This window comes from Streptomyces sp. CA-146814, assembly GCF_050942385.1.
Classification (GTDB): domain Bacteria; phylum Actinomycetota; class Actinomycetes; order Streptomycetales; family Streptomycetaceae; genus Streptomyces.
This window is the reverse complement of record NZ_CP192068.1, coordinates 6,969,916-6,996,232: the sequence shown is the minus strand read 5'-3', so window position 1 is coordinate 6,996,232 and position 26,317 is coordinate 6,969,916. Positions and strand designations below refer to the sequence as shown.

General features: G+C 73.5%; 24 protein-coding genes. 11 read left to right on the top strand and 13 right to left on the bottom strand.

Translation table 11 applies throughout. The features are described 5' to 3' along the window. Positions 1-128: 128 nt before the first annotated feature. The 3 genes from ACQP09_RS30905 to ACQP09_RS30895 all read left to right on the top strand — a co-directional run bounded on the left by ACQP09_RS30905 (position 129) and on the right by ACQP09_RS30895 (position 2,851). Complete coding sequence (locus tag ACQP09_RS30905; protein ID WP_433405675.1) at positions 129-1,064, top strand: DUF1996 domain-containing protein; 936 nt, start codon at positions 129-131, stop codon at positions 1,062-1,064. A gap of 86 nt (positions 1,065-1,150) precedes the next feature. Then, positions 1,151-1,768, top strand: a complete 618-nt coding sequence (locus tag ACQP09_RS30900; protein WP_433405673.1) for a DUF305 domain-containing protein — start codon at positions 1,151-1,153, stop codon at positions 1,766-1,768. Positions 1,769-1,801: 33 nt separating this feature from the next. Next, positions 1,802-2,851 carry a LacI family DNA-binding transcriptional regulator gene (locus ACQP09_RS30895; RefSeq protein WP_433405671.1) on the top strand — a complete coding sequence of 350 codons (1,050 nt, stop codon included), beginning with the start codon at positions 1,802-1,804 and terminating at the stop codon, positions 2,849-2,851. A 27-nt stretch (positions 2,852-2,878) separates the two neighbouring features. Here the strand turns inward: ACQP09_RS30895 and ACQP09_RS30890 are convergent, their stop codons facing one another. After that, positions 2,879-5,056, bottom strand: a complete 2,178-nt coding sequence (locus ACQP09_RS30890) for an alkaline phosphatase family protein (protein ID WP_433406822.1) — start codon at positions 5,054-5,056, stop codon at positions 2,879-2,881. Positions 5,057-5,341: 285 nt separating this feature from the next. Here ACQP09_RS30890 and ACQP09_RS30885 point away from each other — a divergent pair, with 285 nt between their 5' ends. Both ACQP09_RS30885 and ACQP09_RS30880 read left to right on the top strand, forming a co-directional pair. Continuing rightward, positions 5,342-6,124: an MBL fold metallo-hydrolase gene (locus ACQP09_RS30885; RefSeq protein ID WP_433405669.1), complete on the top strand. Its 783-nt coding sequence runs from the start codon at positions 5,342-5,344 to the stop codon at positions 6,122-6,124. Then, the gene (locus tag ACQP09_RS30880; RefSeq protein WP_433405667.1) at positions 6,121-6,771 is read left to right on the top strand and encodes a DedA family protein; all 651 of its coding nucleotides are present in this window, start codon (positions 6,121-6,123) and stop codon (positions 6,769-6,771) included. The genes ACQP09_RS30885 and ACQP09_RS30880 overlap by 4 nt, the downstream gene beginning before the upstream one ends. Positions 6,772-6,852: 81 nt before the next feature. Here ACQP09_RS30880 and ACQP09_RS30875 read toward each other — a convergent pair whose 3' ends face one another. Further along, on the bottom strand, positions 6,853-8,058 hold the full coding sequence (locus ACQP09_RS30875) for an aminotransferase class I/II-fold pyridoxal phosphate-dependent enzyme (protein WP_433405665.1): 1,206 nt from the start codon (positions 8,056-8,058) through the stop codon (positions 6,853-6,855). A gap of 284 nt (positions 8,059-8,342) precedes the next feature. Here ACQP09_RS30875 and ACQP09_RS30870 point away from each other — a divergent pair, with 284 nt between their 5' ends. Beyond that, positions 8,343-9,848, top strand: coding sequence for a bifunctional phosphatase PAP2/diacylglycerol kinase family protein (locus ACQP09_RS30870; protein WP_433405663.1), 1,506 nt, complete (start codon positions 8,343-8,345; stop codon positions 9,846-9,848). Positions 9,849-9,965: 117 nt separating this feature from the next. Beyond that, positions 9,966-10,775 carry a methyltransferase domain-containing protein gene (locus ACQP09_RS30865; protein WP_433406820.1) on the top strand — a complete coding sequence of 270 codons (810 nt, stop codon included), beginning with the start codon at positions 9,966-9,968 and terminating at the stop codon, positions 10,773-10,775. Positions 10,776-10,859: 84 nt separating this feature from the next. On the opposite strand, the gene ACQP09_RS30860 is transcribed toward ACQP09_RS30865, so the two are convergent. Then, complete coding sequence (locus ACQP09_RS30860; RefSeq protein WP_433405661.1) at positions 10,860-11,333, bottom strand: N-acetyltransferase family protein; 474 nt, start codon at positions 11,331-11,333, stop codon at positions 10,860-10,862. 119 nt (positions 11,334-11,452) lie between these two features. Between ACQP09_RS30860 and ACQP09_RS30855 the strand changes: the two genes are divergently transcribed. Next, positions 11,453-11,806 (top strand): VOC family protein, encoded by a 354-nt coding sequence (locus ACQP09_RS30855; RefSeq protein ID WP_432152715.1) that lies wholly within the window; start codon positions 11,453-11,455, stop codon positions 11,804-11,806. Positions 11,807-11,829: 23 nt separating this feature from the next. On the opposite strand, the gene ACQP09_RS30850 is transcribed toward ACQP09_RS30855, so the two are convergent. The 9 genes from ACQP09_RS30850 to ACQP09_RS30810 form a co-directional block, all read right to left on the bottom strand. Beyond that, complete coding sequence (locus ACQP09_RS30850) at positions 11,830-12,726, bottom strand: arginase family protein (protein ID WP_433405659.1); 897 nt, start codon at positions 12,724-12,726, stop codon at positions 11,830-11,832. 32 nt (positions 12,727-12,758) lie between these two features. Further along, positions 12,759-13,505 (bottom strand): GNAT family N-acetyltransferase, encoded by a 747-nt coding sequence (locus ACQP09_RS30845; RefSeq protein WP_433405657.1) that lies wholly within the window; start codon positions 13,503-13,505, stop codon positions 12,759-12,761. 63 nt (positions 13,506-13,568) lie between these two features. After that, the gene (locus tag ACQP09_RS30840; RefSeq protein ID WP_433405656.1) at positions 13,569-13,808 is read right to left on the bottom strand and encodes a LapA family protein; all 240 of its coding nucleotides are present in this window, start codon (positions 13,806-13,808) and stop codon (positions 13,569-13,571) included. 109 nt (positions 13,809-13,917) lie between these two features. After that, complete coding sequence (locus tag ACQP09_RS30835) at positions 13,918-15,675, bottom strand: CocE/NonD family hydrolase (protein WP_433406819.1); 1,758 nt, start codon at positions 15,673-15,675, stop codon at positions 13,918-13,920. Positions 15,676-15,835: 160 nt separating this feature from the next. After that, a complete protein-coding gene (locus ACQP09_RS30830; protein WP_433406818.1) occupies positions 15,836-16,789 on the bottom strand; it encodes a S66 peptidase family protein in 954 nt (317 codons plus the stop codon). Between the two features lie 17 nt (positions 16,790-16,806). Further along, positions 16,807-18,822, bottom strand: coding sequence for a prolyl oligopeptidase family serine peptidase (locus tag ACQP09_RS30825; RefSeq protein WP_433405654.1), 2,016 nt, complete (start codon positions 18,820-18,822; stop codon positions 16,807-16,809). Between the two features lie 52 nt (positions 18,823-18,874). Next, on the bottom strand, positions 18,875-20,218 hold the full coding sequence (locus tag ACQP09_RS30820; RefSeq protein WP_433405652.1) for a M20/M25/M40 family metallo-hydrolase: 1,344 nt from the start codon (positions 20,216-20,218) through the stop codon (positions 18,875-18,877). Beyond that, on the bottom strand, positions 20,211-21,044 hold the full coding sequence (locus ACQP09_RS30815; protein WP_433405650.1) for a M55 family metallopeptidase: 834 nt from the start codon (positions 21,042-21,044) through the stop codon (positions 20,211-20,213). The genes ACQP09_RS30820 and ACQP09_RS30815 overlap by 8 nt, the downstream gene beginning before the upstream one ends. A 100-nt stretch (positions 21,045-21,144) precedes the next feature. Further along, positions 21,145-21,762 (bottom strand): TetR/AcrR family transcriptional regulator, encoded by a 618-nt coding sequence (locus ACQP09_RS30810; RefSeq protein ID WP_433405648.1) that lies wholly within the window; start codon positions 21,760-21,762, stop codon positions 21,145-21,147. Between the two features lie 133 nt (positions 21,763-21,895). Here ACQP09_RS30810 and ACQP09_RS30805 point away from each other — a divergent pair, with 133 nt between their 5' ends. After that, entirely contained in the window at positions 21,896-22,657 is a 762-nt protein-coding gene (locus ACQP09_RS30805) for an SDR family NAD(P)-dependent oxidoreductase (protein WP_433405646.1), read from the top strand. Between the two features lie 119 nt (positions 22,658-22,776). Then, the gene (locus tag ACQP09_RS30800; protein WP_433405644.1) at positions 22,777-24,216 is read left to right on the top strand and encodes an MFS transporter; all 1,440 of its coding nucleotides are present in this window, start codon (positions 22,777-22,779) and stop codon (positions 24,214-24,216) included. 22 nt (positions 24,217-24,238) lie between these two features. Here the strand turns inward: ACQP09_RS30800 and ACQP09_RS30795 are convergent, their stop codons facing one another. After that, positions 24,239-25,243 carry an aldo/keto reductase gene (locus ACQP09_RS30795; protein ID WP_433405642.1) on the bottom strand — a complete coding sequence of 335 codons (1,005 nt, stop codon included), beginning with the start codon at positions 25,241-25,243 and terminating at the stop codon, positions 24,239-24,241. A 113-nt stretch (positions 25,244-25,356) separates the two neighbouring features. Between ACQP09_RS30795 and ACQP09_RS30790 the strand changes: the two genes are divergently transcribed. Beyond that, entirely contained in the window at positions 25,357-26,283 is a 927-nt protein-coding gene (locus tag ACQP09_RS30790; protein ID WP_433405640.1) for a LysR family transcriptional regulator, read from the top strand. The last annotated feature ends 34 nt before the right edge of the window (positions 26,284-26,317 follow it).

Here is a 26,317-nt window from a genome sequence, read left to right as displayed (position 1 = left end):
TCACAAACAAGCCCATTGCTGCACTTGCGCCTTCTCTTGACATGTACAGGCGACACTCTTACGTTCCCACCAGAGAGCGCTCTCTCATATCACCCAGGAATCTCCCCCCACTTCCGAACAGGAGTGCCGTGCTCTTCCGAAACCGACCCAGAAGCGAACACCGCCGCCAACGCTCCCCCCGGTCCTGGCGCTACAGAGTCGCCGGGCTCGCCGCCGCGGCCCTCACCCTCTCCCTCGTCCAGGCCAACATCGGCAACGCCGCGGGCGACCGCGCCGCCGCGTTCGCGCCCGAGGCCGCCGCCGACGTCGTGCGGGTGGCCGAGTTCCTGGCGGAGTGCCCGTACACCCACCGGGCCCCCGACGACCCGATCGTCTTCCCGGGCCTGCCGGGCGCCTCCCACATGCACAGCTTCTTCGGCAACGACACCACCAACGGGAACTCGGACCTGGAGTCGCTGGAGAAGGGCCGCACGACCTGCTCCCCCGACACCGACCTCTCCTCGTACTGGGTGCCCACCCTGTACGACGGCGACCGGGAGGTGGAGCCGACCGGGACCACCTTCTACTACCTGGGCGAAGGCGTCCGCGACGACGTCATCCGGCAGATCCAGCCCTTCCCCAAGGGGCTGCGCATCGTGGCGGGCAACGCCAAGGCGGCCGGGCCGCAGGACAACACCATCGCCCGCTGGTCGTGCCTGCACGCCGGTCACGTCAACCCCTCGCAGGACTTCGTGAACTGTCCGGCCGGCACGATGCTGGAGTCGTACCTGGACTTCCCGCAGTGCTGGAACGGTACGGATCTCGACTCGGCCGACCACAAGAGCCACATGTCCTACCCGGTGGCCGGAGCGTGCCCCTCCACCCACCCGGTGCCGGTGCCCAAGCTCCGCCAGGTGCTGCGCTATCCGGTCAGCGGCGACCCGGCCCGCTTCCGGCTGGCGTCGGGCCCCGGCTACACGATGCACGGCGACTTCTTCAACGTATGGCCGGAGGAGGAGCTGGCGCAGCGCGTACGTGACTGCATCAACGCCATCGTGAAGTGCGGCTTCGACGGCACCCCCTGACCGGCCCTCACCCCTCCACCGTCCACCGGTGTCCGCCCCGGGGCCCAGGCTCCGGGGCGGCGCCCCCACCCGGTCCAGGACCCCTCATGAGCCGCTCCACCCCGTCCAGGCCGCTCGTCGCGCTAAGCCTGCCGATCCTCCTGGCACTGACCGCCACGACCGGCTGCTCCTCGACGGCGGAACCCGCGCCCGCCCCGACCCCCTCCACTTACTCCGCCCCCTCCGCCTCCCCCATGCAGAAAGCCACCCCCACCGACGCCGCCTGGGTCCAGCTGATGACCCCGATGAACGAGAAGGCGGTCGCACTGCTCACCCTCGCCGCCGACCGGGCCACCGAACCCCGCGTCCGCGCCTTCGCGACCCGGCTGCGCGGCGGACAGGAAGCCGAACTCGGCCGGCTCCGGCCCCTGCTGGCCCGGATGGGCCTCCCCGACACCGATGTGCACGCGGGCCACGCCATGCCCGGCATGGTGACCGAACAGGACCTCGCGGCGGCGGAGGCGGCCGGGGGAGCCGCGTTCGACCGGCTCTTCCTGACCCGGATCCGCGACCATCTGCGCCACTCCGCACAGGTGTCGCGGTCCGAGATCACCGCGGGCGCCCGAGCGGATGCCAAGCGGCTGGCCACCGCCCTGGTCACGGCACGCGAGGCGGCGCTCGCCGAGCTGGAAGGGCTCCCGGGGGCGGGACGGGCCCTCGGCTGACCGGGGTCCTGGGCTGCGGGTATAAAGGGCTGCATGACAGCCGAAGTGGAGCCGCCCGTACGCCCGACCTTGGAGGACGTGGCGGCCGTGGCCGGTGTCTCACGGGCCACCGTGTCACGGGTGATCAACGGAGCCACCACGGTGGACCCCGCCCTGCGCACCGTGGTCGAGGAGGCGGTGGCGACGACCGGTTACGTGCCCAACCGGGCCGCGCGCTCGCTGGTGACCCGGCGTACCGACTCGGTGGCCCTGGTGATCTCGGAGCGTGAACGGCGGCCGGTCTCCGAGCCGTTCGCCGGCCGGATGTTCTCCGACCCCTACTTCGGCCGGGTCGTCAGCGGACTGCTGGAAGTGCTGCGTCCGGCGGGCATCCAGATGGTGCTGATGCTGGCGGACGACGAGACGTCCCGCACCCAGCTGCTGTCCTACCTGCGCCACGGCCACGTCGACGGCGTCGTCCTGGTCACCTCGCACGCGGACGACCCGCTGCCCGGTCTGCTCCAGGAGACCCGGCTGCCCGCCGTGCTCGCGGGCCGCCCGCCGCAGCCGTCCTCGCTGGCCTATGTGGAGGTCGACCAGCAGGCCGGGGCGCGGCTCGCGGCCGACCATCTGGCCGCGCTGGGGCGGCGCCGTATCGGGACCATCTCCGGCCCGCAGGACCGGCCCGCCGGCCAGGTCCGGCTGGACGGTTTCCTGAAGGCGCTCGCCGCGCACGGGATCGAGAACGTGGCCTGCGCCGAGGGTGACTTCACGCATCTGGGCGGCGCGGCGGCGATGCGGCGGCTGCTGGCGGAACAGCCCGGTCTGGACGGGGTGTTCATCGCCTCGGACCTGATGGCGCTCGGCGCGCTGCCGGTGCTGCAGCGGGCCGGCCGCGATGTGCCGTCCGATGTGGCCGTGGTCGGTTTCGACGACAGCAGCGCGGCGGCCGCCTGCGATCCGCCGCTGACCACGGTGCGGCAGCCGGTGGAGGAGATGGCGGCGGAGATGGCCCGGCTGCTGCTGAAGCAGATCGGCGGCCCCGGCGGCCCGTCGCCCTCCGTGGTCTTCCCACCGACGCTCGTACGTCGGCAGTCGGCCTGAGCCGGGGACGCTGAGCCGAGGGGCCGCTCAGCCCGGCGTCTCCGGCAGCGGGATCTCACGGAGCACCGGGTTCCGCGCCTCCGGCCGCACGGCCACGCCCTTCCCCGACAACGGCTCGTCCGCCCGCGCCGCTCCCGTGAAGCCCTCCGTCCGCACCGGCACCTGGGGCCCGGAGAACTCCAGCAGCCAGCGGTTCAGCACCCGGTGCACCGCCTCCGCGCCGACCAGTCCGCCGCCGGGCGGTGTCGGTGCGCCCTCCGCCGCCTCTGCGGCCACGATGTCGAGCGGGTCCGTCATCCCGCGCGGCCAGAGCAGGAACGGCCGGGCCTGCTCGCCGCCGAGCCCGCCGTGCGAGCCGATCTGCTCCTCGAAGGCGTGCACGGTGCCGGTCTCGGGGTCGTACATCGAGTTGACCATGATGTCGGCGACGTGCGGGAAGGTGTCGGTGCGCCGTACGGCGGCGGCCGCGCCGGTGGAGAAGACGGCCAGCGGGCCCTCGCCGTCGGCCAGTTCGGCGACGGGGACCTCGGTCCCGCCCGGCCCCATCACCACGGAGCCGTGTTCCTCGCTGCGGACGAGGAGGAAGCCGATCCCCGGATGGTTGGCGAGCGTGGAGAGGAGGGCCGGGTTGCGGCGGTCGATCTGTTCGCGCGATGCGCGGCCCTCGATGTCGGGGAAGGAGATCAGGCCGAGGTTGCCGGAGGCCAGCACGATCGGTTCGGAGTGCTGGGCGGCCTGCTCCGCCTCCGGTTCGACCTCGGCGGGCGGGCGGTGCAGGGCGATCCGGACCGCGTCGCGTGCCTCGGACGCGCTGTGCGTGCCGCGGGCCCGGCGCGGTACCGGGAGGCCGCAGCCGGCCCGTACGAGGTCCTTGAGCGTCAGCCCGTACCGTCCGGCGAACGTCTCGCCGGGGCTCTGGCCGTGGTCGGAGAGGAGCACGATCCGGTACGTACGCGGGGTGTGGTCGGCGATCTTGGCGATCAGCGCGAGCGAGCGGTCGAGGCGCTGGAGGACCTTCTCGGCGTCGCGGCTGTGCGGTCCGGAGTGGTGGGCGACCTCGTCGTAGGCGACCAGGTCGGCGTAGACGACGGTGCGTCCGGCGAACATGTCGCCGAGGACGGCGGAGACGACGACATCGCGCTCGACGACGGTCGCGAAGGCCCGGATGAAGGGGTAGAGGCCGCCGCGCTTGACCCGGGGGGTGTCCTTGCGGGCGCGGGCCCGGGTCGACTGGCCGATCTCGCGGCCGACCTCGGCGGCGAAGGAGAGGGCGGTACGGACGGCGTTGGCCGGGTCGGAGAAGTAGGCGAAGTATCCGGAACGGGAGCGCCGGCCCTTGCCGCGCCGGGCTGCCATGGAGAGGACCAGGGCGAGCTGTCCGGCGCCGCCGCTGAAGAGGTTGCCCCGGCTCGCGCCGTCGATGGTGAGCAGGCCGCCGTCCCGGGTGCGGGCGATGGCGCGGCGCTGCATCTCCAGGGCGCTGGCGGGGCGGCTGGAGACCATGACGGTGCCGGTCTCCTTCTCGTACCAGCGGAAGGCGGGGATGTCGTGGTTGGAGCCGTGCAGGATGGCGAGCTGGCTGGCGCCGGTCTGGCTGGACCAGTCGGTGCGCCACGGGGTGAGGCGGTGGCCGGAGGAGTCGGCGAGCCAGCCGGCGACGGTCGGCATGAGCCCGCCGGCGGCGGCCTGCACCAGGACGTCGTGGCCGACGCCGTCGAGCTGGAGGAAGACGGTGCCGGGCGGTGCGTCGCGGTCGGGTCCCACGATGTCCGGGGAGCCGCGCCGGCGGCGCCGGTCGGCGAGGCGGGAGAGCCTGCGGCGGTAGGCCTCGTCGTCGCGGACGGCGAGCGCGGTGGAGGTGGCGGAGGCGACGGCGGACATCACGGCGGCGACGAGGACCGCGGTCTCCGGGGCGGCCTCACCGCGTCCGTCCGGGATCAGCCGCACCGCGATCAGCAGCAGCGAGCCGTTGAGGAAGAAGACCAGCGCGCCCATGACGAGCGCGGGCACGATGAGCAGGGCCCGGACGAGGACGGGCCACACCAGCGCGGAGAGCAGGCCGAACGCACCCGCGCCCCAGGCCGCCGTGAAGGCGGTACGGGTGATGGTGTCGCCGTCGTCGGACTGGAGCTGGAAGTCGGGCAGGAGACCGGCGAGCGCGAGCATGGTGAGCGTGGAGACCGCCCAGACCGCGACGACCCGCATGAGCGCGCCGCCGGCCGTACGCCATCGCGCTTTGCGCCGCTCCGGCGTACGCCGTCTTCGCTCGTCCACGCCGGTCCACCTCACGCCTTCTCCGCTGCGGACCCGTCGGTCAGGAGCCCGCTCCCCAGCTTTTCACAGCGTCGGGCCCGGTCAGGGGGTGGTCGTGGGGAAGCGCCGGGGGCGCATAGTCTCGTGGTGGCGGCGCTCTTTCGTACAGGTGTGGGCGGGCCGCTCCGGGGCAGCGGGTCACGGAGGCCGAGCGGCGGTCGGGCGAGGAGGCGGGACGTGCCGGTGGAGGTCACCTGGTGGGGTCATGCCACCTGCACGATCGAGGACTCCGGGGTACGGGTGCTGACCGACCCTCTGTTCGTACGGCGCTTCGCGCATCTGCGCCGCCGCCGGGGCGAGGTGCCGCCGCCGCAGGCCGCGCTCGCCGAGGTGGTGCTGGTCTCGCATCTGCACTCCGACCATCTGCACCTGCCGTCGCTCTCCCGGCTGGCCCCCGGCACCCGGCTGGTCGTGCCGAGCGGCGCGGTGGCGGCCGTACCCGGGCTGCGGATGCTGCTCCGGAGGCGGCAGCTGGTGGTCACCGAGGTGCGGGCGGGCGACGAGGTACGGGTCGGCGAGGTGCGGGTGCGGGCGGTGCCGGCGCTCCACGACGGGCGGCGGCTGCCGGTCGGGCCGCACAAGGTGCCCGCGCTCGGTTACGTGGTCGAGGGCGAGGCCCGTACGTACTTCGCCGGGGACACCGGGCTGTACGACGAGATGGCGGAGGCGGTGGGCGCGGTGGATGTGGCGCTGCTGCCGGTGGGCGGCTGGGGCCCGTACCTGGGGCACGGCCACCTGGACCCGTCCCGCGCCGCCCAGGCGCTGACCCTGCTGGAGCCGCGCTCGGCGGTGCCGGTGCACTTCGGCACGTACTGGCCGATCGGGCTCGACGGGGTGCGGCCGCACGAGTTCCACGGGCCGGGCGACGAGTTCGTCCGGCAGGCGGGCATCCGGGCACCCGAGGTGGCGGTGCACCTGCTCTCCCACGGCGAGCGGGTCCGCCCGGAGGCCGACCGGTGATCCCGGAGGTCCAGTCGGTGGTGGGTGCGCTGCCCACCGAGTCGACCCAGCAGGCCGTGGGCTATCCGACGCTGTTCCTCCTGGTGGCGCTGGGGTCGCTGGTGCCGGTGATTCCGACGGGGGCGCTGGTGAGTTCGGCGGCGGTGGTGGCGTTCCACCAGGAGTCCCCGTTCTCGCTGCTCCTCGTCTTCGCGGTGGCGTCGTCGGCGGCGTTCCTGGGCGATGTCTGCCTGTACTGGCTCGGGCAGCGGGGCGTGCGCTCGGAGCACGGTTCGAAGTGGCTGGCGGCGCTCACGCGCCGGGCCGCGCCGGAGCGGCTGGCGCAGGCGCAGGAGAAGCTGGAGGAGCACGGCGGGACGGTGCTGATCCTGTCCCGGCTGGTGCCGGCCGGGCGGATCCCGGTGATGCTGGCCTGTCTGCTGGGCAAGATGCCGCTCAAGACGTTCGCGCGGGGCGATGTGCCGGCGTGTCTGGCGTGGGCGGCGACGTATCAGCTGATCGGGATCCTGGGCGGTTCGCTCTTCCCGGAGCCGTGGCAGGGGGTGGTGGCGGCGGTGGCGCTGACCGTGGTGATCAGTGGCGCTCCGGCGGTGTGGCGGAAGCTGCGCGCACGGTTCGGGCACGGGACGGGGGACGCAACGGGGTGAGGCCGCCGTCCTCCCGTCAGGCCCACCTCACCGCAGCTCGCCGAAGGCCGTGGCTCACCGCAGCTCGCCGAAGGCCCTGGGTCACCGCAGCTCGCCGAAGGCTCTGGCGAACCGGCTCAGCGCCCGTTCCACATGCGGCAGCTCCAGCGGATCCGCCGCCGTCAGCGACGCCCGCTGTTCCTCCGCCGTCGCACCCAGCAGCGGCCCGGTCCCGAGGCGTACGCGCAGCGCGCCCAGTTCGTCGCCGAAGCGGTGGCCGCCCGGGGCCGGGGCGCCGAGCCGGTCGGTGAGGTACTCCTCCAGCTCCATGGAGTCCGTGACGCCGAGGTCCGCCAGCCGGGGCCGGAGCGGGCCGAGGTCCGCGTAGAGGTGGCGGCCCGCCTGCGGGGGCCGGGCCAGGGCGCCGGAGGCGAGGACCGCGCGATGGGCGGCGGCGGCCACCTGCGCCTGGAGCCCCGCCGCCTGCCGGATCCGCTCCCGTACGGCCTCCGGCTCGGCGAGGGCGTGGGCGGCGGCGGGGGCGAGCGGACCGGCGACCAGGGCGCCGAGCGCGGTCAGGACGTCGAGCGTACGGGCGCGGCGCGCGGCTCCGCGCCCGGTCGCCGGGAAGCGGGCGACGGCGACCGGCCAGGCGGCGGGGGTGAAAGCGCCGCAGAGGTCGCTGATGACGGTGACGTCGTCGGGGCACATCTCGGCGGGGCTGAGCAGGACGGTGTCACGGGGCCGGTGGACGGTGTCGCGCCAGGTCTCGTCGCTGATGATGTGCATGCCCTCGCCGACCGCCGCCTCGCAGGCCTCCCGTACCAGTTCGGGCGGGGCGACGGTGGCGGTCGGGTCGTCGGCGACGGAGAGCACCAGCAGCTTCGGCCGGCCGCTCTCGGCCCGGACCCGGCGCACGGTCTCCAGCAGGGCGTACGGGTCGGGGATGCCGCCGCACTCGGCGGGCGTCGGCACCTGGTAGGCGGGCCGGCCGAGCAGCCGGGCCTGGGGCATCCAGGTGGCCGGGCTGGGGCGGGGCATGAGGACGTCACCGCCGTGCGCGGCGATCAGGGCGAGGAGGAGCGGCTGGTCGCCGGGGGCGGCGACGATGTTCTCCGGGCCGCCGTGGAGCCCGCGCCGGTCCCAGTAGCCGCCGGCCGCCTCGCGCAGGGCGCGGCCGCCGCCGGGCGGCTCGGGGCGGGTGCGGTCGGCCGCGGCGGCGAGTACGGCGGCCAGCTCGGGCAGGACGGGGAGGCCGGGGTCGGGGGCGGGCGGCCCGTAGCGGACGGGCCCGTGGTCCTCGTGCATTCCGGCCTCCTCCGCTGCCACCGCCGCGTCTACGGCTCCGGGGCGCTCTCCGGGCTCTCGGGGCGTGTCCGGCGGATCGGGGCCGGGTCCGCCGGGCACGCCCTGCGGCTCCGGCGCGCTCTCTGGCCCCTTTATACGGAGGTTCGGAGCAGGCCGCCCGCTCAACTTGCGCAGCCGGGCGAGCCTGGGCCGTTGTGCCGGTAGTCGGTGGAGCGTGGTGAGGCTCTCAGCGCGCCTGCTGGTTCAGCGGCGAACGGCCGGGTATTCGCTGAGCCATGTCGCCCATGTCGTCACCGCACACTTCGACCGCCGCATCCGTCACCGCCCGGTGGCGGGGCTGGCTGCAAGGACGGGATCTCGCCGTCTTCCACAGCGTCGCGGGCCGCCACTGGCCGGGCGCCGATCCTCTCCTGCCCCAGCTGAGCCGGAGCGCCAACCACGGGCTGCTCTGGTTCGGGACGGCGGTCGGTATCGCGGCCCTCGGCTCCAGCGCCCGGTCCCGCCGGGCCGCGCTGCGCGGGGTCGCGTCGCTGGCCGTGGCCTCGGCGGCGATCAACACCGTCGGCAAGGGCGCGGTCCGCCGGCAGCGGCCGATACTCGATCATGTGCCGGTCATGCGGCAGCTGAAGCGGCAGCCGGTGACCACCTCCTTTCCCTCCGGCCACGCGGCCTCGGCCGCGGCCTTCGCCACCGGGGTCGCTCTGGAGTCGAGGGGCTGGGGCGCGGTCGTCGCACCCGTCGCCGCGGCGGTGGCCGCCTCCCGCGTCTACACGGGCGTCCACTATCCGAGCGATGTGCTGGCCGGGGCCGCGCTCGGCGTAGGAGCCGCGTTCGCCCTGCGCGGCGTCGTCCCGACCCGGGGCCAGCTCCCGGCGCCCGGCCGTCCGCCCGGTGAGGCGCCCGCGCTGCCCGGCGGGAAGGGCCTCGTGGTGGTGGTGAACGAGGCGTCCGGCACGGCCACCGCGACCGCGTCGCTGGTGCGCGAGGCGCTGCCGCTCGCCGAGATCGTCGCGTGCGCGCCCGCCGACCTGTCCACGGCGATGGAGAAGGCGGCGGGCCGGGGCAAGGCGCTGGGGGTCTGCGGAGGCGACGGTACGGTGAACCTGGCGGCCTCGGTGGCGGCGACGCACGGGTTGCCGCTGGCCGTCTTCCCCGGCGGGACGCTCAACCACTTCGCCTACGACCTGGGCATCGAGACGGTCCAGGAGGCGGCGGCAGCACTCACGGCGGGCGACGCCATACAGGTCGACCTCGGCAGGTTCCGGCCCGGCCCGAACGGACCGGACGGGGCCGACGGCTACTTCCTCAACGCCTTCAGCCTGGGCGTCTATCCGGAGCTCGTACGGACCCGGGAGCACTGGTCGCCACGGATCGGCGGCTGGCCCGCCGGAGTGCTCGCCGCCTTCCACGTACTGCGCGACCGGCGCCCGCTGGAGGCCGAACTCCAGGGCCGCAGGCGCCCGTTGTGGCTGGTCTTCGTCGGCAACGGCCTCTTCCAGCGGGTCGGCCCGGCGCCGGGCCGGCGCCACAACCTGGCGGACGGGCTGCTGGACGTCCGGGTGGTGCACGGCGGCCGCGGCCCGGCACTGCGCCTGCTCGCGGCGGCGGTGGCCGGACCCCTGACCCGCTCCCCCGCCCACGCGGCGGTGCGCCGGCGCCGGGTGCGCGTGGCCGGTCTCGCACCGGGGACTCCGTACGCGTACGACGGTGAAGTGGCCCACTCCGGAAGCGAGTTGCTGATCGACAAGCTGCCGGAGGCGCTGACGGTCTACTGCCCGATGCCGGTGTAGCGACCAGCGCCGTCCACATCTCAAGACGCCTATCTCACCATCCGACATGGCGGCGTACGGTGGCCGCAGTGCGCACCCGCCGTACCGAGAGAGGACGCCGCCATGCCGGACGCTGCCGTGCCGAAAGAGACCGCCGTCTACACCCACGGCCACCACGAGTCGGTGCTGCGCTCGCACCGCTGGCGGACCGCCGCCAACTCGGCGGGCTACCTGATCGGTGAACTCCGTCCCGGCATGGCGGTGTTGGACGTCGGCTGCGGACCCGGCACCATCACCGCCGATCTGGCGGCCCTGGTCGCGCCGGGCCGGGTGACGGCGGTCGACACCGGGGCCGGGATCCTGGAGCAGGCGGCAGCGGTGGCGGCCGAACGGAGCCTGTCGAACGTCGAGTTCGCGGTCGCCGACGTCCACGCGCTGGACTTTCCGGACGACTCCTTCGACGTCGTCCACGCCCACCAGGTGCTCCAGCATGTGGGCGACCCGGTCCAGGCCCTGCGCGAGATGCGGCGCGTCTGCCGGCCCGGCGGCGTGGTCGCGGCGCGCGACAGCGACTACGCGGCGATGGCCTGGTATCCGGAGACGCCGGGCCTGTCGGAGTGGCAGGAGGTCTACCGGCGGGTGGCCCGCGCCAACGGCGGTGAGCCGGACGCCGGCCGGATGCTGCTCTCCTGGGCGCGGCAGGCCGGCTTCACCGACATCACACCGACCGCCGCCGCCTGGTGCTTCGCCACCCCGGAGACCCGCGCCTGGTGGAGCGGGCTGTGGGCGGACCGTACGACGGACTCGGTCTACGCCGAACTGGCGGTACGCGGCGGCCAGGCGAGCACCGGGCAGCTGACGGCCATCGCGGCGGCGTGGCGCGGCTGGGGCGAGCAGGCCGACGGCTGGTTCATGGTCCCGCACGGCGAGGTGCTCTGCCGGGGGTGACCGCCGGAGACGGTACGAGGCGGCGCGGGCCCCGGGCCTCGGGCAGACGTACGGGACGACACGGGCCATGGGCCGGTACGGGCCTCAGGGCCGGCGCCACTCCATGACGTGCCCGGTCGCCGCGAAACGCTCATTCCCGGCGAGCTTCCCGGTCTTCGTCTCGACGACCACGAACCCCGCGCTCTCGTAGAGGGCGCGGGCGTTGTCGTTCCCGGCCAGGACCGTGCACTCGATTCGGGCGGAGTCGTCGGCCTCCAGTACATGGCCCAGCAGGACCCGCCCGATGCCCCGCCGTTGGCGCGCGGGGTCGACGTACAGCCAGGTCAGCTCGGCGTCCGCGAACGCGGCGAAACCGGCCACCACCGGCTCCGGGTCCGCCCCGTCGACCACCTCCGCCACCCACAGCTCACCGTCGAACAGCCCCTCCTCCTCATGCGTCTCCGCGAGCGTGAGGAAGGCCTCCACACCGACCGAACAGCGCAGCTCGTCCAGGCGCGCGGTGTCGTGGATGCGGGCGATGGCGTCCCAGTCCTCGGGCCGGTAGGGCCGCACAGTCACGTCCGATGGCATACGTCGTTCCATGGCGGGACCCTCGCACCGCGCCCCCACCCCGGCAACCGAATTCCGGCGGACCGAATCGATCACGCGCACGGCCGACGCCAACTACCCTCGTACGCATGGAGATCCTCGGAACCACGCTGCGTATCTGCGTCGACGACCTGGAGGCCTCGGTCGCCTTCTACCAGGAGCTGACGGGCACTCAGGCCCAGCGCTTCGAACGCGGTGGCGTGTCGGTCGCCGCGATCGGCTGCTTCCTGCTGATGAGCGGGCCCGAGTCGGAGCTGGAGGTGCTGCGCAAGGTGGGCGCGACCATCGCCGTGAAGGATGTCGACGACGCCGAAGCCGCTCTGACCCGGGCGGGTGCGCGGATCGTCGCGGGGCCGGTGCCGACGCCGGCGGGCCGCAACCTGATCGCGCTGCACCCGGACGGCTCGGTCTTCGAGTACGTGGACCGCAACGTCACCGTCTGACCGGTCCGCCCGGGACCGGCGCGTCAGGCCGGCACGAGAGCCCCGACGACGAGGTCGGCCAGCAGAGCGCCGGCCGTGCCGTCCGGGTCGAGGTCCGGATCGTAGATGGTGACGTTGAGCCCGACACAGCGCGGCGAGGAGACCAACGTTCGCAGCAGCGGCGCGAGTTCGTCCGGCATCAGGCCGCCGTCGTCAGGGCTGTCGACGGCGGGCATGACGCCCGGGTCGAGGACGTCGGCGTCCAGGTGGACCCAGTAGCCGTCGAGTACGGGCGTCTCCAGGCTCTCCACGGTGGCCCGCGCGAGCTCGGCGGCGCCCCACTCGCGGATCTGGCCGACGGTCGCGTGGGGGATCTTCAGCGCGGCCAGCTCGGCCTGGTCCTCGTCCTCGTCGCGCATGCCGAAGAGGCGGACGTCCTCGTCCTTGAGGTAGGGCCGGAGCCCTTCGAGGTCACTGAGGTCCGCCTGACCGCGCCCCGTGGCGATGGCCAGCTCCTCCCCGCCGGCGGCACCGACATGGTCGCTGTTGCCCACGTGCCGGAAGTCGGCGGACCCGTCGACGGCGGCGAGCCCGTACCGGCCGAGGCGGCGCAGGGCGAGGGCGGCGCCGAGCTGGATGGAGCAGTCACCGCCGAGGACCAGGGCGAACTCCCCGGCCCGTACGTGTCCTTCGATGCGGTCGGCGAGGGTGCGGGTGTAGCGGGCGATGGCGGCGGCGTTGAAGACCCCGTCGCCCGGCTGCCAGTCGCCTCGGTCGTAGCGCGGCGGCACCACGACTCCGCCTTCCAGCGCGCCGATCCGCTGGACGATCCGCTGCTCCCGCAGTGCGCCCGCCAGCTTGTAGCAGCCGGGGACGGTGCCGGGGGCGGGGGGCCGGAGGCCCAGGTTGGAGGGGGCGTCGAGGACCACGATGGTACGCATGGGCTCCATCCTCGCCGCCGCTCCGGGCCGCCTCAAGGGATTTCGTCGGCCCCAAGGGGTTTCGTCGACCCCAAGGGGTTTCGTCGGCTTCGAGGGGCTTCTGCGGCCGGTGCGGTGATCGCCCAGCGTTCGTGGTCGCGCCAGGCGCCGTCGATGTGGAGGAAGTCCGGCGAGAACCCCTCCAGCCGGAATCCGGCCCGCCGGACCAGGGCGGTGGAGGCCGCGTTGTCGGGCTGGATGTTGGCCTCCAGGCGGTGCAGGCCGAGCGGTCCGAAGGCCAGGCCCATGACGAGGCCGAGCGCTTCGCCCATCAGGCCGCGCCCGGCCGCGTGGGCGAAGGCCCCGTAGCCGAGGGCGCCGCAGCGGAAGCCGCCGAGGACGATGTTGTTGATGTTGATGAACCCGGCGATGGCCCCGTCCGCGCCGGACTCGCCGCGCTCGCCGCGCTCGCCGCGCTCGCCGCGCTCGCCGCGCTCGCCGCGCTCGCCGCGCTCGCCGCGCTCGCCGCGCTCGCCGCGCTCGCCGCGCTCGCCGCGCTCGCCGCGCTCGACGACCAGGAAGCCCTCGCGGGCCGGGTCCCGGGCGAGGGTCTCCGTGTACGCGGCGTAGGCGTCGGGCCGCTCCGGCGGGAAGAGCCAGGGACGGTGGAGCGTGCGGCTCTCCCGGGCGCGGGCCGTGAACTCCGCCGCGTCGGCCTCGGTGAAGCGGCGCAAGGCCGTTCGCGGGCCTTCGGTGAGGTACGGGGCGGGCGGCGTCGGGTTAGCGTCGGGATCGGGCATCGTCCCAGCGTACGACGCGTACGAGGGGGCGGCGGGGAGGGACGGTCCCGTCGGCCCCGGGTGTCACTTGCCCTTACGGCGGAACAGGTAGCCGCCGCAGACCAGCCCGATCAGGAACATCGCGAGCAGGGCGAGCCAGAGCGGCATGGTCACTTCGGGGATCAGCACCCGGATCGTGACCTTCCGGGTGTTCACACAGATGAACACGATGACCAGCACGACCAGCGCCGCGACGGCGATGCGCCCCGGGGTCCACAGCCCGCTGCCGCGCCTGCCGTCGCTCGTCACGTCCTTGGGACTCATGGTCCGGTCCTTCCGCCGCCGTCCCCCGGGGTGTCCCCAGCATGGATCGTCGCCGGGCCCGGGGGGCGGTGATGTTCGGCCGTTCGGGTGAACGCGGGAAGGGTGGCGGTCAGCCGGCCGGGACCACCGGGAGTTCCAGTACGCCGGTGCCCTCGGGCGCGCTGACCACGGTGACGGGCTTGATGCCCCGGTTACCGAAGTACGCGGTGTCGCTGGCGGCGATCACGAACTCCAGCCGGTGCCCCTTCTCGTACCGGTGGACGATGCCGGGCAGCTCCACCGTGAAGGGCCGGGTGACGTCGGGGACGCGGACCGGCGAGACGAGGCGGTTCACCAGGGTCCGGGTGCCGTCGGGGGCGACGTCGTACACCTTGGCGAAGAGGACGAGCTTGTCGGAGGCGTCCCCGCTGTTCTGGACCCGCTCCGCCTTCGGTGAGACGACCTTCAGCGTGGCCTTCGGGGCGCCGACCACATCAAGGGGTGCGGTGAGCGGGGCGCTCCGCCAGCCGAGGTAGGTGCCCTTGGTGTCGTACGGCTTCGGGTCGGGCAGTCCGATCAGCGGGGCGATCGAGCTCTCCGAATGGCTCGTCGGGATCAGCCAGTTGGTGTACTGGCGGCTGCCGCGGATCACCTTGGAGCGGTTGTCGACGAGTTTGCCGTCGCCGGAGAGGTACATCTTCCGGGAGAGCGCGGGCAGTTCGGCCGCCGTGCCGTAGCCGTCCTGCCAGGATCGGTAGTAGGAGAACTCGGGCCCGGTGTCGGTGTCCGTCTTCTTCTGGAGGTACCGGTCGAACCAGGCAAGCACCCGCCGGCCCACGTAGCTGCTCTCCAGGTTGCCTTCGCTCAGGTCGAGTTCGCCCGGGACCTGGCCGCCGCTGTGGCCCCAGGACTGCCAGATCATCTTGGCCGTGGTGCCCTGCGCCTTGAGCGTCTTGTACGTGGCGGTGGCCTCGTTCAGGTTGAAGAGGCTGTCGGCCTGGCCCTGGACGATCAGGGTCGGGGCCTTGACCCGGTCGAGGTAGGAGACGGGCGAGACGCTGCGGGCGTAGTCGAGCATCGCGCGGGCCCGGTCGGCCGGGTAGCGGCCGGAGTTGAGGAGGCGGATGGTCTCGCAGGCCTGCGTGGCGAAGTGCAGGCAGTCGAGCCGGTTGAAGCGGGAGGGGTCGAGGCTCGGGTTGAGGAGCGGCTGACCCTCGCCGATCAGGTAGAAGCCGTTGGTCCACTGCCACTTGAAGACGCCTGGCGTGTCGGAGGTGACGCCGGTGCGCGCTCCGGTGTTGTTGGGCGCGAGCGCGTAGGCGAGGTCGTTCCAGGTGATGAGCGGGACGAGGGCGTCGACACGGGGGTCGGTGGAGGCGGTGGCCAGCTGGATGGCACCGCCGTAGGAACCGCCGATCATGCCGACGCGCGGGTCGCCCTGGCCGTCGCGGACCACGTAGTCCGCGCGGGTGCCGTCGTCCGCGGCCCGGATGCCGCCGAGGAAGTCGAGGAGGCCGCTCGCGGCCTTTCCGTCGATGGCGGGGTCGTCCAGGGTGATCAGGCAGCCGGACCTGCCGAAGCCGAGGCCGGAGTAGACGAGGCCGACATAGCCCCGGGCGGCGACGGCCTGGCCGATGGCGTCGGTCGAGCCGTCGGACTTGGAGCCGCCGAAGCCGTTGGTGGCGAGGACGGCGGGGGCCGGACGGTCCGCGTCGACACCGGCGGGGCGGTAGAGGTCGGCGTCGACCACACAGGAGCGGCCGCCCGCCTGGACGGTGAACTTCAGCGGGGTGACGGTGTACGGGGCCGGCTCGGCGTGGGCCGGGCCGGAGAGGACGAGGGGGGCGGCGAGGGCGGCAGCCGCCACCGCGACGAGCGGGTGGCGCAAGCTGGAAACAGCACCTGACACGAAGACCTCCACACCGAGGACACCTTACCGACCGGTAAGTACTGGGCCGCGCTCATGGTGTGACACGTGTCATAGCCGTGTCAACGCTCAAGACAGCGGTTGTTGACGGATGTTCAGACGGGAACGGCCTGGCCTGCGGTCAGGCCTGGAGGAGCGCGGGGACCTCGACGGTCAGCGTGCAACGGCCGCCGTCGGCAGGGGCGTCGACCACCGCAGGCACTCCCAGCGGGACCGTCAGCGTGGTCGGGCCGTGGCCGAACCCCAGCTCCTCGATCACGGGTATCTCCAGCGGACCGAGCCGGTCAACCAGCACCGCGCGGATCTTCTCGTACGGCCCGCACTCCTGCCAGGAGCCGCAGACCACTCCGGCCACCCCGTCCAAGGCGCCGGTGCGCAGCAGCCGGGTGAGGATGCCGTCGAGCCGGTAGGGCTCCTCGCCGGTGTCCTCGATGACGAGGAGGCCGCCCCGGGCGCCGGTCCGGGCGTGCGGGGTGCCGGTGGCGGCGGCGAGGAGGCTGACGCAGCCGCCGTACAGGACGCCCCGGGCCTGTCCGGGGACGAGGGCCGCGGCCGTGTCCAAGCCGAGAGTGAGGACCGTCTCCGGCTCGAAGAGCGTGGCGCGCAGGTGCTCGCGGGTCGGCGCGTCGGCGAGGAACGTCTCGGTGGCGACCATCGGGCCGTGCAGCGTGGAGAATCCGGCCCGCAGCGCGAACGCCTCGTGCAGCGCGGTGATGTCGCTGTAGCCGACGAAGGCCTTCGGCCCGGCCGCCCGGATCGCCGGCCAGTCGAGCAGGTCCACCATCCGGTGCGCGCCGTACCCGCCCCGGGCGCAGAACACGGCGTCCACCGACGGATCGCACCAGACCGCCTGAAGATCCGCCGCCCGGTCCGCGTCCGCACCCGCCAGGTAGTCCAACTCCGGCTGTACGTCGAGGACATGAGGCGCCACGACGGGTTCGAGCCCCCAGTCGCGCAGCACCGCGAGCCCCGCCTCCAGCCGGTCGGCGGGGACGGGGCCGCTGGGTGCGACGACGGCGACCCGGGCCCCGGCCCGCAGCCGGGACGGTCGAGCCAGAGGGGCCGGAGGGGCCATCCGTGAAGCGCCCTTCGTCACGTCCTCAGCTCCAGCGGCTCCACATCACTCCGATCGATACCGAACGTCTGTACGTAGAGGGAGAGTTCGGCCTCCAGCGCCCGGATCAGGGTCTCCGCCCGCCGGAACCCGTGCCCCTCCCCCGCGAAGGCGATGTACGCGTGCGGCACGCCCCGGCCCTCGATCGCGGCGAGGAACCGGTCGCACTGGGCGGGCGGGCAGACCAGGTCGTCCAGCCCCTGGAGCAGCAGGAACGGGGCGGTGAGACGGTCGGTGCCGTTGATCGGCGCGCGTTCCCGGTAGCGCTCGGGCACCTCGGCGGCCGGTCCGATCAGCGACTCCAGGTACTGCGACTCGAAGTCGTGCGTGCCCTCCGTCGACCAGCCGTCCAGGTCCAGGACCGGGTAGAGGATCGTGCCGCAGGCGTACCGGTCGGTCGTGGTGAGGGAGGCGGCCGCCGTCCAGCCGCCCGCGCTGCCGCCCCGGACCGCCAGCCGGCGCGGGTCGGCCGCACCCTCGGCGACCAGCGCGTCGGCGACGGCCGCACAGTCCGCCACGTCGACGACTCCCCACTGTTCGCGGAGCCGTTCGCGGTAGCGGCGGCCGTAGCCGGTGGAGCCGCCGTAGTTCACCACGGCGACGCCGATGCCGCGCGAGGTGAAGTAGGCGATCTCCAGGTCGAGGACGAGCGGCGCGTGGCCGGTGGGTCCGCCGTGCGCGGCCACGAGGTACGGCGGCAGTTCACCTTCGGGTGCGGTGCGTTCGGGGTGGTGCGGCGGGTAGATGTGGGCGTGGATCTCGCGGCCGTCGGAGCCGGTGAACGTCCGGTCCTGCGGTTCCGGCAGGAAGGCCGGGTCGACCGCGTCCTGGTGGGCGGAGCCGATCACCCGGGTGCGTCCGGTGGCGGTGTCCAGTTCGACGACCTCGTAGCCGGTGCGCGGGCTCGCCGCGACGCCGACGACCCGGCTGCCGTGCACGGCGAGGGTGTCGGCCCAGGTGGTCCAGTGGCCGGGGACGTCGGCGAGTTCGCCGGTCTCCGGGTCGAGGATGCCGAGCCGCTGGGAGCCCCGGCCGTGCAGGACGGCGATCAGCCCGTTCTCCAGCGGGTGGAACCAGCGCAGCCCGATCTTCCACAGCGGCCCGCCGAACTCCTCGCCCCGGGGCGGCAGAAGGCGACTGCTGGGCACCACTCCCCCGGCGACGGCGTCGGGACGGATGCGCTGGAGCTCCCACCAGTCGGCCAGGTCGGAGACGAAGAGAAGGCTGCCGTCGCGGTCCCACTCGATCTGGCAGACCGACTCGTCGTCATCGCCCACCAGGGGCCGTACGCCGATGAATTCACCGTTCTCCGTGATCTCCGCCAGCATCACCACCGTGCCGTCCCACGGCATCCGCGGGTGGTCCCAGGCGATCCAGGCGGCCCGCCGCCCGTCGTGCGAGACCCGGGGTCCGGTGACGAACCGGTGCTGCCCGTCGGAGAGTTCACGTACGGCGGAGCGGTCGTCGGCGGCCGAGCCGTCCAGCGGCACGGCGGCGATCACCCGGCGTACGTCGGTGGGCCCGGGGCCCGTGAACTCCTCCAGCACGCACCAGACTTCGCCGTGCTCGCCCCGGTCCAGGCGCACCTGCGGGTCCACCCAGCGCAGCCCGCCGCCGATGTCGGAGACCGGGGTGAGCGGCCGGGGCGCGTCCGGGCCGTCGGGGGCGTACGCGTACAGCCGCTGGTCGGTGAAGTCGACGAACACGACGAGCGGCCCGCCCTCCGCGCGCGCCACAACGGCCCAGGGCTGTCCGCCGTACTCGATGACCCGGCTGCGCGGGTTCCACGGAGCCGGCAGCACGGGCTCGGTGGTGCCGTCCGGGCGGCGGCGCACCAAGGCGCGGCGGCCGCCTTCGGCCGGGCGCGGCTCGGTCCACCACACCTCGTCGCCGACGGTGGAGAGGTGGTCGGGCCGTCCGTCGTGCGAGGCGGCCAGCGCCGCGTCGATCGGTGACGGCCAGGAGCCGTACGGCGCTTCGGGCACGGTGTTCACGGTGGAGGTCCCCCCAGGGTCCGGTCGAACGATACCGGTCGGACAGTGCTGGTCAGGCGGTACGCAGATAGTGGTCGAGGACGCGGACGCCGAAGTGCAGGGCGTCGACGGGGACGCGCTCGTCGACGCCGTGGAAGAGCGCCTGGTAGTCGATCCCCGGCGGCAGCTTGAGCGGTGAGAAGCCGTAGCCGGTGATGCCGAGCTTGGCGAACTGCTTGGCGTCGGTGCCGCCCGACATGCAGTACGGCACGGTGTGCGCGCCCGGGTCGAACTTCTCGACGGCGGCGCGGAGTTTGGCGTACGTCGGTGAGTCGACCGGGGCCTGGAGGGCCTGCTCGCGGTGGTAGAACTCCCAGGAGACGAGAGGGCCGGTGAGGCGGTCCAGGGTCGCGTGGAACTCGTCCTCGCCGCCGGGGACGAACCGGCCGTCGATGAAGGCGGTGGCGTGGCCCGGGATGACGTTGACCTTGTAACCGGCGCCGAGCATCGTCGGGTTGCTGCTGTTGCGGACGGTGTTCTGGACGAGCGTGGCGGCCGGGCCGAGCTTGGCGAGGAGCTGCGGGACGTCGAAGGCGGGGTCGTCCAGGTCGACGGAGATGCCGTGCAGCGCGGCGATCTCGGTGATGGCGGCGCGGACGGTCGGGGTGAGGCGGACGGGCCACTCGTGCTCGCCGATCCGGGCGACGGCGGCGGCGACGGCGGTGACCGCGTTCTCCCGGTTGACCTTGGAGCCGTGCCCGGCCCGGCCTTCGGCGGTCAGCTTCAGCCAGCCGGTGCCGCGCTCGCCCGCCGCGATCGGGTAGAGGGAGAGGCCCTGGTCGGCGTGGAAGGTGAACGCGCCGGACTCGCTGATGCCTTCCGTGCACCCCTCGAAGAGCTCCGGGTGCTGCTCGGCGAGGAAGCCGGAGCCGTCGGCGGCGCTGTCCTCCTCGTCGGCGGTGTACGCGATGACGATGTCACGCGGCGGCCGGAACCCTTCGCGGGCCCATCCCCGTACGACGGAAAGGATCATCGCGTCCATGTTCTTCATGTCGACGGCCCCGCGCCCCCACACCACGCCGTCCCGGACCTCGCCGGAGAACGGGTGCACGGTCCAGTCGGCGGGTTCGGCGGGCACCACGTCCAGGTGACCGTGGACGAGCAGCGCGTCGGCGGACCGGTCGGTGCCGGGGATCCGGGCGACGACGTTGGTCCGGCCGGGGGTGCGCTCCAGCATCACCGGTTCGAGGCCGGCCCCGGCCAGCCGCTCGGCGACGTATTCGGCGGCCGGGCGCTCCTGGCAGTCGCCGCCACCCCGGTTGGTGGTGTCGATCCGGATCAGCTCGGAGGTGAAGGTCACCACCTCGTCGAGCGCCTGCCGGTCCACGGGTCCGAGCGGGTGGGTGGCCTCAGCCATATTGTTCCTCCACGGCGGCCGACACGATCGTCGTCACCGCCTTGAACGTGCGAATACCTTCGTACATCGTCGCGCTGGTGTAGGCGACGCGCCTCTCACCGCTGGGCGCCACGCCGGGCACCACGGTCGCGGCCGCGGCCAGATGCTCGGCGTCGAACTCCAGCTCCACGGCGTACGTCCCGCCGGTGACGGGCGCCTGGCGACCGGCGAGCGCGGTGGCCTCCCGCGCGGCGGTGCGGATGTCGGCGGCCGTACGGGCAGGGGTGCGGCAGACGGCCGCGTACCGCGATACGTAGTCCTTGACGGCGACCTTGCGGGCCTCGGGTGCGTATCCCCCGGCGTCCACGCAGGTGAGGTCGTCGCCGGTGACGAGGACGACGGGCACGCCGTACTCGGCGGCCACCTGCGCGTTGAGCAGGCCCTCGCTGGCGCGGACGCCGTTGAGCCAGACGCCGGTGATGGAGTTGGCGAGGTAGGTGTGGGCGAGGACGCCTTCCGTACCGGCTCCGGTGTGGTAGCCGACGAAGGCGACCGCGTCCACGTCGCCGTGCTGGATGCCCTCGACCATGGAGAGCGACTTGTGCCGGCCGGTCAGCATCTGCACCCGGTCGTCCAGCTGTTCGAGCAGCAGGTTCCGCATCGACCAGTGGGCCTCGTTGATGAGGACCTCGTCGGCGCCGCCGTCGTAGAAGCCGAGGGCGGCCGCGTTCACGTCGGAGGTGAACATCGGCCGGCAGCGCTCCCACTGCGGAGTGCCCGGCAGCACATCGGCAGGCCAGGTCACGCCGGTGGCGCCCTCCATGTCGGCGCTGATGAGGATCTTCATGCCGCCACACCGTACGCCCCGCGAGCGGCGGGGGCCAGGAGAGGGGCCGCTCGCGGGAGGCCGGATCCGCCGAAGGTCCCTCCAGTGGGCTCTAGTCAGCTCAAGGCCGGTCGTCGGGACCGGCCAGGGTGTCCCATACGGCCAGGGCGCCGGCCACCGTCTGCTGGAGCCCCGCGAGCGGGACGCCGTCGCGGGAGTGGATGGACAGGCCGTTGAGCACGGCACTGTAGAAGTGCGCGATGGCGGTCGCGTCCGCGTCGGGCCGTACGTCACCGTCCTCGATCCCCCGCTCCACGCGCAGACGGATCAGCTCCCGGACCTCCGCGCGCAAGCGGGCCAGGTGTGCGGCGACCGAGGAGGTCTCCCGTACCGGGATGGGCGCGGCCAGCACCGTGAGGCAGCCTGCCGGGGTGGCCGGGTCGGCGTAGGCAGCGGCGTTGTCCTGAAGCATCGCGGCCACGGCCGCGCGGGCGGTGGGTTCCTCGTCCAGAGCGCGGCGGGTGTACCGGCCCTCGGTCGCCGTGTAGAGCGTGACGGCCTCCTTGAACAGCTCCTCCTTGGATCCGTAGGCCGCGTAGACGCTGGGCGAGTTGATGCCCATGGCGGCGGTCAGATCGCTCATCGAGGTGGCCTGGTAGCCGCGTTCCCAGAAGACCCCGAGCGCCTTGCGCAGGGCTTCGTCGCGGTCGAAGGCGCGTGGTCTGCCTCTGCCTGCCATGACCGGCCGCCTTTCTGTGTCGTGCGGCAAATATATCTCTTGACGTGCCGTGAACGGGCGTGCACGCTTTATGTATCGAGCGGCACAGAAATATCCGTGCCCCGTCCTCCCCTTCAGCGTCAGGAGACTTCGCATGTCCGCAACGTTCCCCGGCAAGGTCGCGCTCGTCACCGGAGCCGGCTCCGGCATCGGCCGCCGCAGCGCCCGCGCCTTCGCCGAGCGGGGCGCCACGGTCGTCGTCGCCGATCTCCATGCCGAGAACGCCGCGCACACCGTCGAGCTGATCGAGCGGGAAGGTGGCACCGCGAGCGCCGTCGTGGTCGACGTGTCCGACGCCGACTCGGTACGCGCGATGATCGACACCACGGTCGCCCGCCACGGCGGCCTGCACATCGCCCACAACAACGCCGGCGTCTTCGCCGCGCTCGGCCCCGCCGGCGACATCGACGAGCAGCAGTGGCACACCCAGCTCGCGGTCAACCTCACCGGCGTCATGCTGACCATGAAGTACGAGATCCAGCACATGCGCGCCAACGGCGGCGGCGTCATCGTGAACGCCGCCTCCAACATCGGCCACCACCTCCGCTACCCCGGCACCGGTGCGTACGCCGCCTCCAAGGCCGCCGTGTCCGCCCTCACCCGGGCCGCCGCGCTCGACCACATCAAGGACGGCATCCGCATCAACGCGGTCAGCCCCGGCGCCTCCGACACGCCGATGACCTTCCTGCCCGGCGAGAGCGAGGGCGAGCGTGCGGCCCGGCTGAACGGCACCATCCCGCTCGGCCGCCTCGCCGGGACCGACGAGATCGTCGCCTCCGTGCTCTGGCTGGCCTCGGACGACTCCAGCTTCGTCGTCGGCCACGACCTGGTGACCGACGGTGGAGCGAGCGCCTGAGCCGTGCGGCTCCCCTGGTCAGGCCGTTCCGGCCCGCCGACCCCGGCGGGCCGGAACGGCCTCGCCCATCCGGCCTACGGGCCGGTCACCCTGCCGTCCCGCTCAGAGCAAGGCGTCCGATGTCTGTCGCAGACGATTCCCTCCCCGCCACCGGCACCGTTCCGCCCGGCCCCGCACCGGGCCGTCCGAAGGAGGCGTTCGCACTGCTGGCCGCCGTCCAGGTGGTCCTGGTGCTGGCGATCACCGTGCTCTCCGTGGCCCTGCCCACGATCAGAACCGAACTGGGCCTCTCCGTAGCGCAGTTGACGCTGGTCAGCGCGGCGTACGGGCTCTCCTTCGGTGGCCTGCTGCTCCTCGGCGGCCGTATCGCCGACCTGTACGGACGCCGCCGCGTCCTCGTCGCCGGCACCGCGCTGTTCGGCCTGGCCTCCGCCGTCGGCGGATTCGCACCGGACGTGACGACCCTGCTGTCGGCCCGTCTCCTCCAGGGCGCCGGCGCCGCCTTCGCCGCACCCGCCGCCCTGGCCCTCGCCGTCTCGCTCCACCCCACACCGCGGGCCCGCACCCGGGCTATGGGCGTCTGGGGCGCGCTGGCGCCGCTGGGCGCGGCGGTCGGCACCCTCGTCTCCGGGGCCGCGACCGTGTGGCTCTCCTGGCGCTGGACCTTCCTCGTCCCGACGCTGGTGGCGGCGGCCGCCGTGCTGTCGGCGCCCCGGCTGCTGCCCGGCGACGCCGGGACGCGAGCCGACGGCAAGGTCGACGTACTCGGCGCCGTCCTGGCCACGGCCGGCCTGGCACTGCTCAGTTACGGACTGGTCCACGCGGCCGAGACCTCCTGGACCTCGGCCGCCGTGACGGTACCGAGTACTCTCGGCGCCGTCCTGCTCGCCGCTTTCGCGCTCGTCGAACGGCACGCTGCCGACCCTCTGCTCCCGCCGGGCTTCCTCGCGTCGCGGCGCCGGGCGACCGCGTTGTGGGCGGTGCTCATCGCCTCCGCCTCCACGGCGACCATGTTCTTCCTGCTCTCGCTCCACTTCCAGCAGGTGGCGGGCCTCTCCCCGCTGCGTACATCGGCGGCGTTCCTGCCGTTCACCGCGGTCCTGCTGGCCGCGGGGCCGCTCGGCGGCCGCCTGGTCGCCCGGTTCGGCTCCCGGACGGTCATCGCCACCGGGCTGCTGCTGGCCGCCGCCGGTCTCCTCCTCCTCGGCCGCCTCTCCGCGCACAGCCCGTACGCGGGTCCGGTCCTCGCCGGACTGCTGCTCCTGCCGGCCGGCATCGCCCTGGTCTTCTCCGCCGCCACCATCACGCTGCTCGACGACGTTCCGGCCGGGCGGTCCGGCCTGGCCGGAGGCGTCGTCAACACCGCGCTGGAGACCGGACCGACGATCGGCCTCGCCGTACTGGTCTCACTGGCCGCCTCGCACACCGGCGGCCTCACCGGCGGAGCCACCGCCCGTACGGTGGCGGAGGCATCGGGCTACGCCTTCGCCTTCACCACCGCAGGCGGCGTCTTCGCGGTCTCCGCGCTCGCGGCCGTCCTGCTGCTGCGGTCCCGGTGACCACCGGGCCCGCCGGCCCGCGCTAGACGCCGGTCCCGGCCTCGCTCAGCAGCTCCTCGATCCGGCTCAGCTCCTCCTCGCCGAACTCCAGGTTCCGCACGGCCTCCACGCTGTTCTCCAGCTGCGTGACGCTGCTCGCGCCGACCACGGCGGAGGTGAGGCGGCCGCCGCGCAGCACCCAGGCCAGGGCCAGCTGGGCGAGGGACTGGCCGCGCTCCTCGGCCACGGCGTCCAGCGCGCGCAGCCGTTCCACCAGCTCCGGCGTGACCGCGTCCGCCGTGAGGAACGGGCTGGCGCCCGCCGCGCGGGAGCCGGCCGGGATGCCGTGCAGATAGCGGTCGGTGAGGATGCCCTGCTCCAGCGGCGAGTAGGCGATGGAGCCGACGCCCAGCTCGTCGAGCGCGGTGAGCAGCCCGTCCTCGGGACGCCGGTCGAGCATCGAGTAGCGGGGCTGGTGGATGAGGAGCGGCGTGCCGAGGTCCTTGAGGATCGCGGCGGCCTGCCGGGTCTCCTCGGCGCTGTAGTTGGAGAGGCCGACGTAGAGCGCCTTGCCCTGGCGTACGGCGGTGTCGAGCGCGCCCATCGTCTCTTCGAGCGGGGTGTCGGGGTCGGGGCGGTGGGAGTAGAAGATGTCGACGTACTCGACACCCAGGCGCTTCAGGCTCTGGTCCAGGGAGGAGCGCAGGTACTTCCGCGAGCCCCACTCCCCGTACGGGCCGTCCCACATGTGGTAGCCGGCCTTGGTGGAGATGACGATCTCGTCGCGCAGCGTGGCGAAGTCGCCGGCGAGCGCGCGGCCGAGCGTGAGTTCGGCGGAGCCGGGCGGCGGGCCGTAGTTGTTGGCCAGGTCGAAGTGGGTGATGCCCAGGTCGAAGGCGCGGCGCAGGATGCGGGCCTGTTCGTCGGGGGTGCGGTCGCCGCCGAAGTTGTGCCAGAGACCGAGGGAGAGGGCGGGCAGCAGGAGGCCGCTGCGGCCGGTGCGCCGGTAGGGCATGGCGGAGTAGCGGTCGGCGGACGGCAGATACATGGGAGAGGGCTCCGCGGGGAGAGGGCCGGAAGGACGGTGTCCAGGCTTCCGCAGATCGATCCAGCAGTCCAACAGGAGATTCCGCTCGGATTCATCGCCTACAGTCCTCAATCATGGAACTGCGTCAGCTGGAGCACTTCGTCGCCGTCGCCGAGGAGCAGCACTTCACCCGCGCCGCCGAGCGCCTCGCCGTCTCCCAGTCCGGCCTCTCCGCCTCCGTACGGGCTCTGGAGCAGGAGCTGCGCACGCCGCTGTTCTCCCGCACCACGCGGTCGGTCCGGCTCACCGAGGCGGGCCGGGCGCTGCTGGTGGAGGCCGAGCGCACGCTGGCGGGCGCGCGGGCGGCGCGGGACGCGGTCGATGCCGTACGGGGGTTGCTGCGCGGGACGCTGACGGTGGGGGTCGAGCAGTGTGTGGCGGGGGTGAGTCCGGCGCGGCTGCTGGCCGCGTTCCACCGGGAGCACCCGCAGATGGAGCTGCGGCTGCGCCAGGAGGGGACGAGCAGCCTGCTGGACGGTGTGGCGGGCGGGCGGCTGGACCTGGCGTTCGCGGCCACGGTGAGTCCGGCGGAGTGGCGCGGGGAGCTGGTGGAGCTGGCGCGGGAGCGGATGGTGGTGCTGTGCGCGGCGGGCCACCGGTTCGCCGGGCGGGCCGAGGTGGCGTGGGAGGAGCTGCCGGGTGAGTCGTTCATCGACTTCCACCCGGACTGGGGGCCGCGACGGGCGGCGGACGAGGCGTTCGCGGCGGCGGAGGCCCGGCGGACGGTGGGCCTGGAGGTGAACGACGTGCACAGCCTGCTGGAGCTGGTGCAGGAGGGGCTGGGGATCGCGGTGGTGCCGCACCACTTCTCCCGCAAGCCGGAGGCGGCCCGGCTGGTGGCGGTGGAGGTGGCACCGGCGGGTGGGCGGCAGGCGGTGTACGAGAGCGTGGTGGTGCTGCCGGCGGCGCGGAGCCTGAGCCCGGGGGCGCGGGCGCTGATGCGGCTGGTGCGGGAGGACGCGGTACGGGAGGCGGGGGCGCCGAAGGCTGTGGTGGGCTGAGCCCGTCAGGAGCCCGTACCGGACTCGTGGGCTC

Excerpts from the sequence above, each read along its gene's own strand:
- ACQP09_RS30850 (WP_433405659.1), bottom strand. The coding sequence starts at position 12,726 with ATGCGTACCATCGTGGTCCTCGACGCCCCCTCCAACCTGGGCCTCCGG.
- ACQP09_RS30810 (WP_433405648.1), bottom strand. The coding sequence starts at position 21,762 with ATGGCAGGCAGAGGCAGACCACGCGCCTTCGACCGCGACGAAGCCCTG.
- ACQP09_RS30890 (WP_433406822.1), bottom strand. The coding sequence starts at position 5,056 with ATGCGGGTCGTCGCGGTCTGGGCGGTCTCCACGCTCACCATGCTCGCG.
- ACQP09_RS30830 (WP_433406818.1), bottom strand. The coding sequence starts at position 16,789 with ATGGCCCCTCCGGCCCCTCTGGCTCGACCGTCCCGGCTGCGGGCCGGG.
- ACQP09_RS30870 (WP_433405663.1), top strand. The coding sequence starts at position 8,343 with ATGTCGTCACCGCACACTTCGACCGCCGCATCCGTCACCGCCCGGTGG.
- ACQP09_RS30855 (WP_432152715.1), top strand. The coding sequence starts at position 11,453 with ATGGAGATCCTCGGAACCACGCTGCGTATCTGCGTCGACGACCTGGAG.
- ACQP09_RS30815 (WP_433405650.1), bottom strand. The coding sequence starts at position 21,044 with ATGAAGATCCTCATCAGCGCCGACATGGAGGGCGCCACCGGCGTGACC.
- ACQP09_RS30820 (WP_433405652.1), bottom strand. The coding sequence starts at position 20,218 with ATGGCTGAGGCCACCCACCCGCTCGGACCCGTGGACCGGCAGGCGCTC.
- ACQP09_RS30800 (WP_433405644.1), top strand. The coding sequence starts at position 22,777 with ATGTCTGTCGCAGACGATTCCCTCCCCGCCACCGGCACCGTTCCGCCC.
- ACQP09_RS30900 (WP_433405673.1), top strand. The coding sequence starts at position 1,151 with ATGAGCCGCTCCACCCCGTCCAGGCCGCTCGTCGCGCTAAGCCTGCCG.
- ACQP09_RS30895 (WP_433405671.1), top strand. The coding sequence starts at position 1,802 with ATGACAGCCGAAGTGGAGCCGCCCGTACGCCCGACCTTGGAGGACGTG.
- ACQP09_RS30875 (WP_433405665.1), bottom strand. The coding sequence starts at position 8,058 with ATGCACGAGGACCACGGGCCCGTCCGCTACGGGCCGCCCGCCCCCGAC.
- ACQP09_RS30790 (WP_433405640.1), top strand. The coding sequence starts at position 25,357 with ATGGAACTGCGTCAGCTGGAGCACTTCGTCGCCGTCGCCGAGGAGCAG.
- ACQP09_RS30840 (WP_433405656.1), bottom strand. The coding sequence starts at position 13,808 with ATGAGTCCCAAGGACGTGACGAGCGACGGCAGGCGCGGCAGCGGGCTG.
- ACQP09_RS30845 (WP_433405657.1), bottom strand. The coding sequence starts at position 13,505 with ATGCCCGATCCCGACGCTAACCCGACGCCGCCCGCCCCGTACCTCACC.
- ACQP09_RS30805 (WP_433405646.1), top strand. The coding sequence starts at position 21,896 with ATGTCCGCAACGTTCCCCGGCAAGGTCGCGCTCGTCACCGGAGCCGGC.
- ACQP09_RS30795 (WP_433405642.1), bottom strand. The coding sequence starts at position 25,243 with ATGTATCTGCCGTCCGCCGACCGCTACTCCGCCATGCCCTACCGGCGC.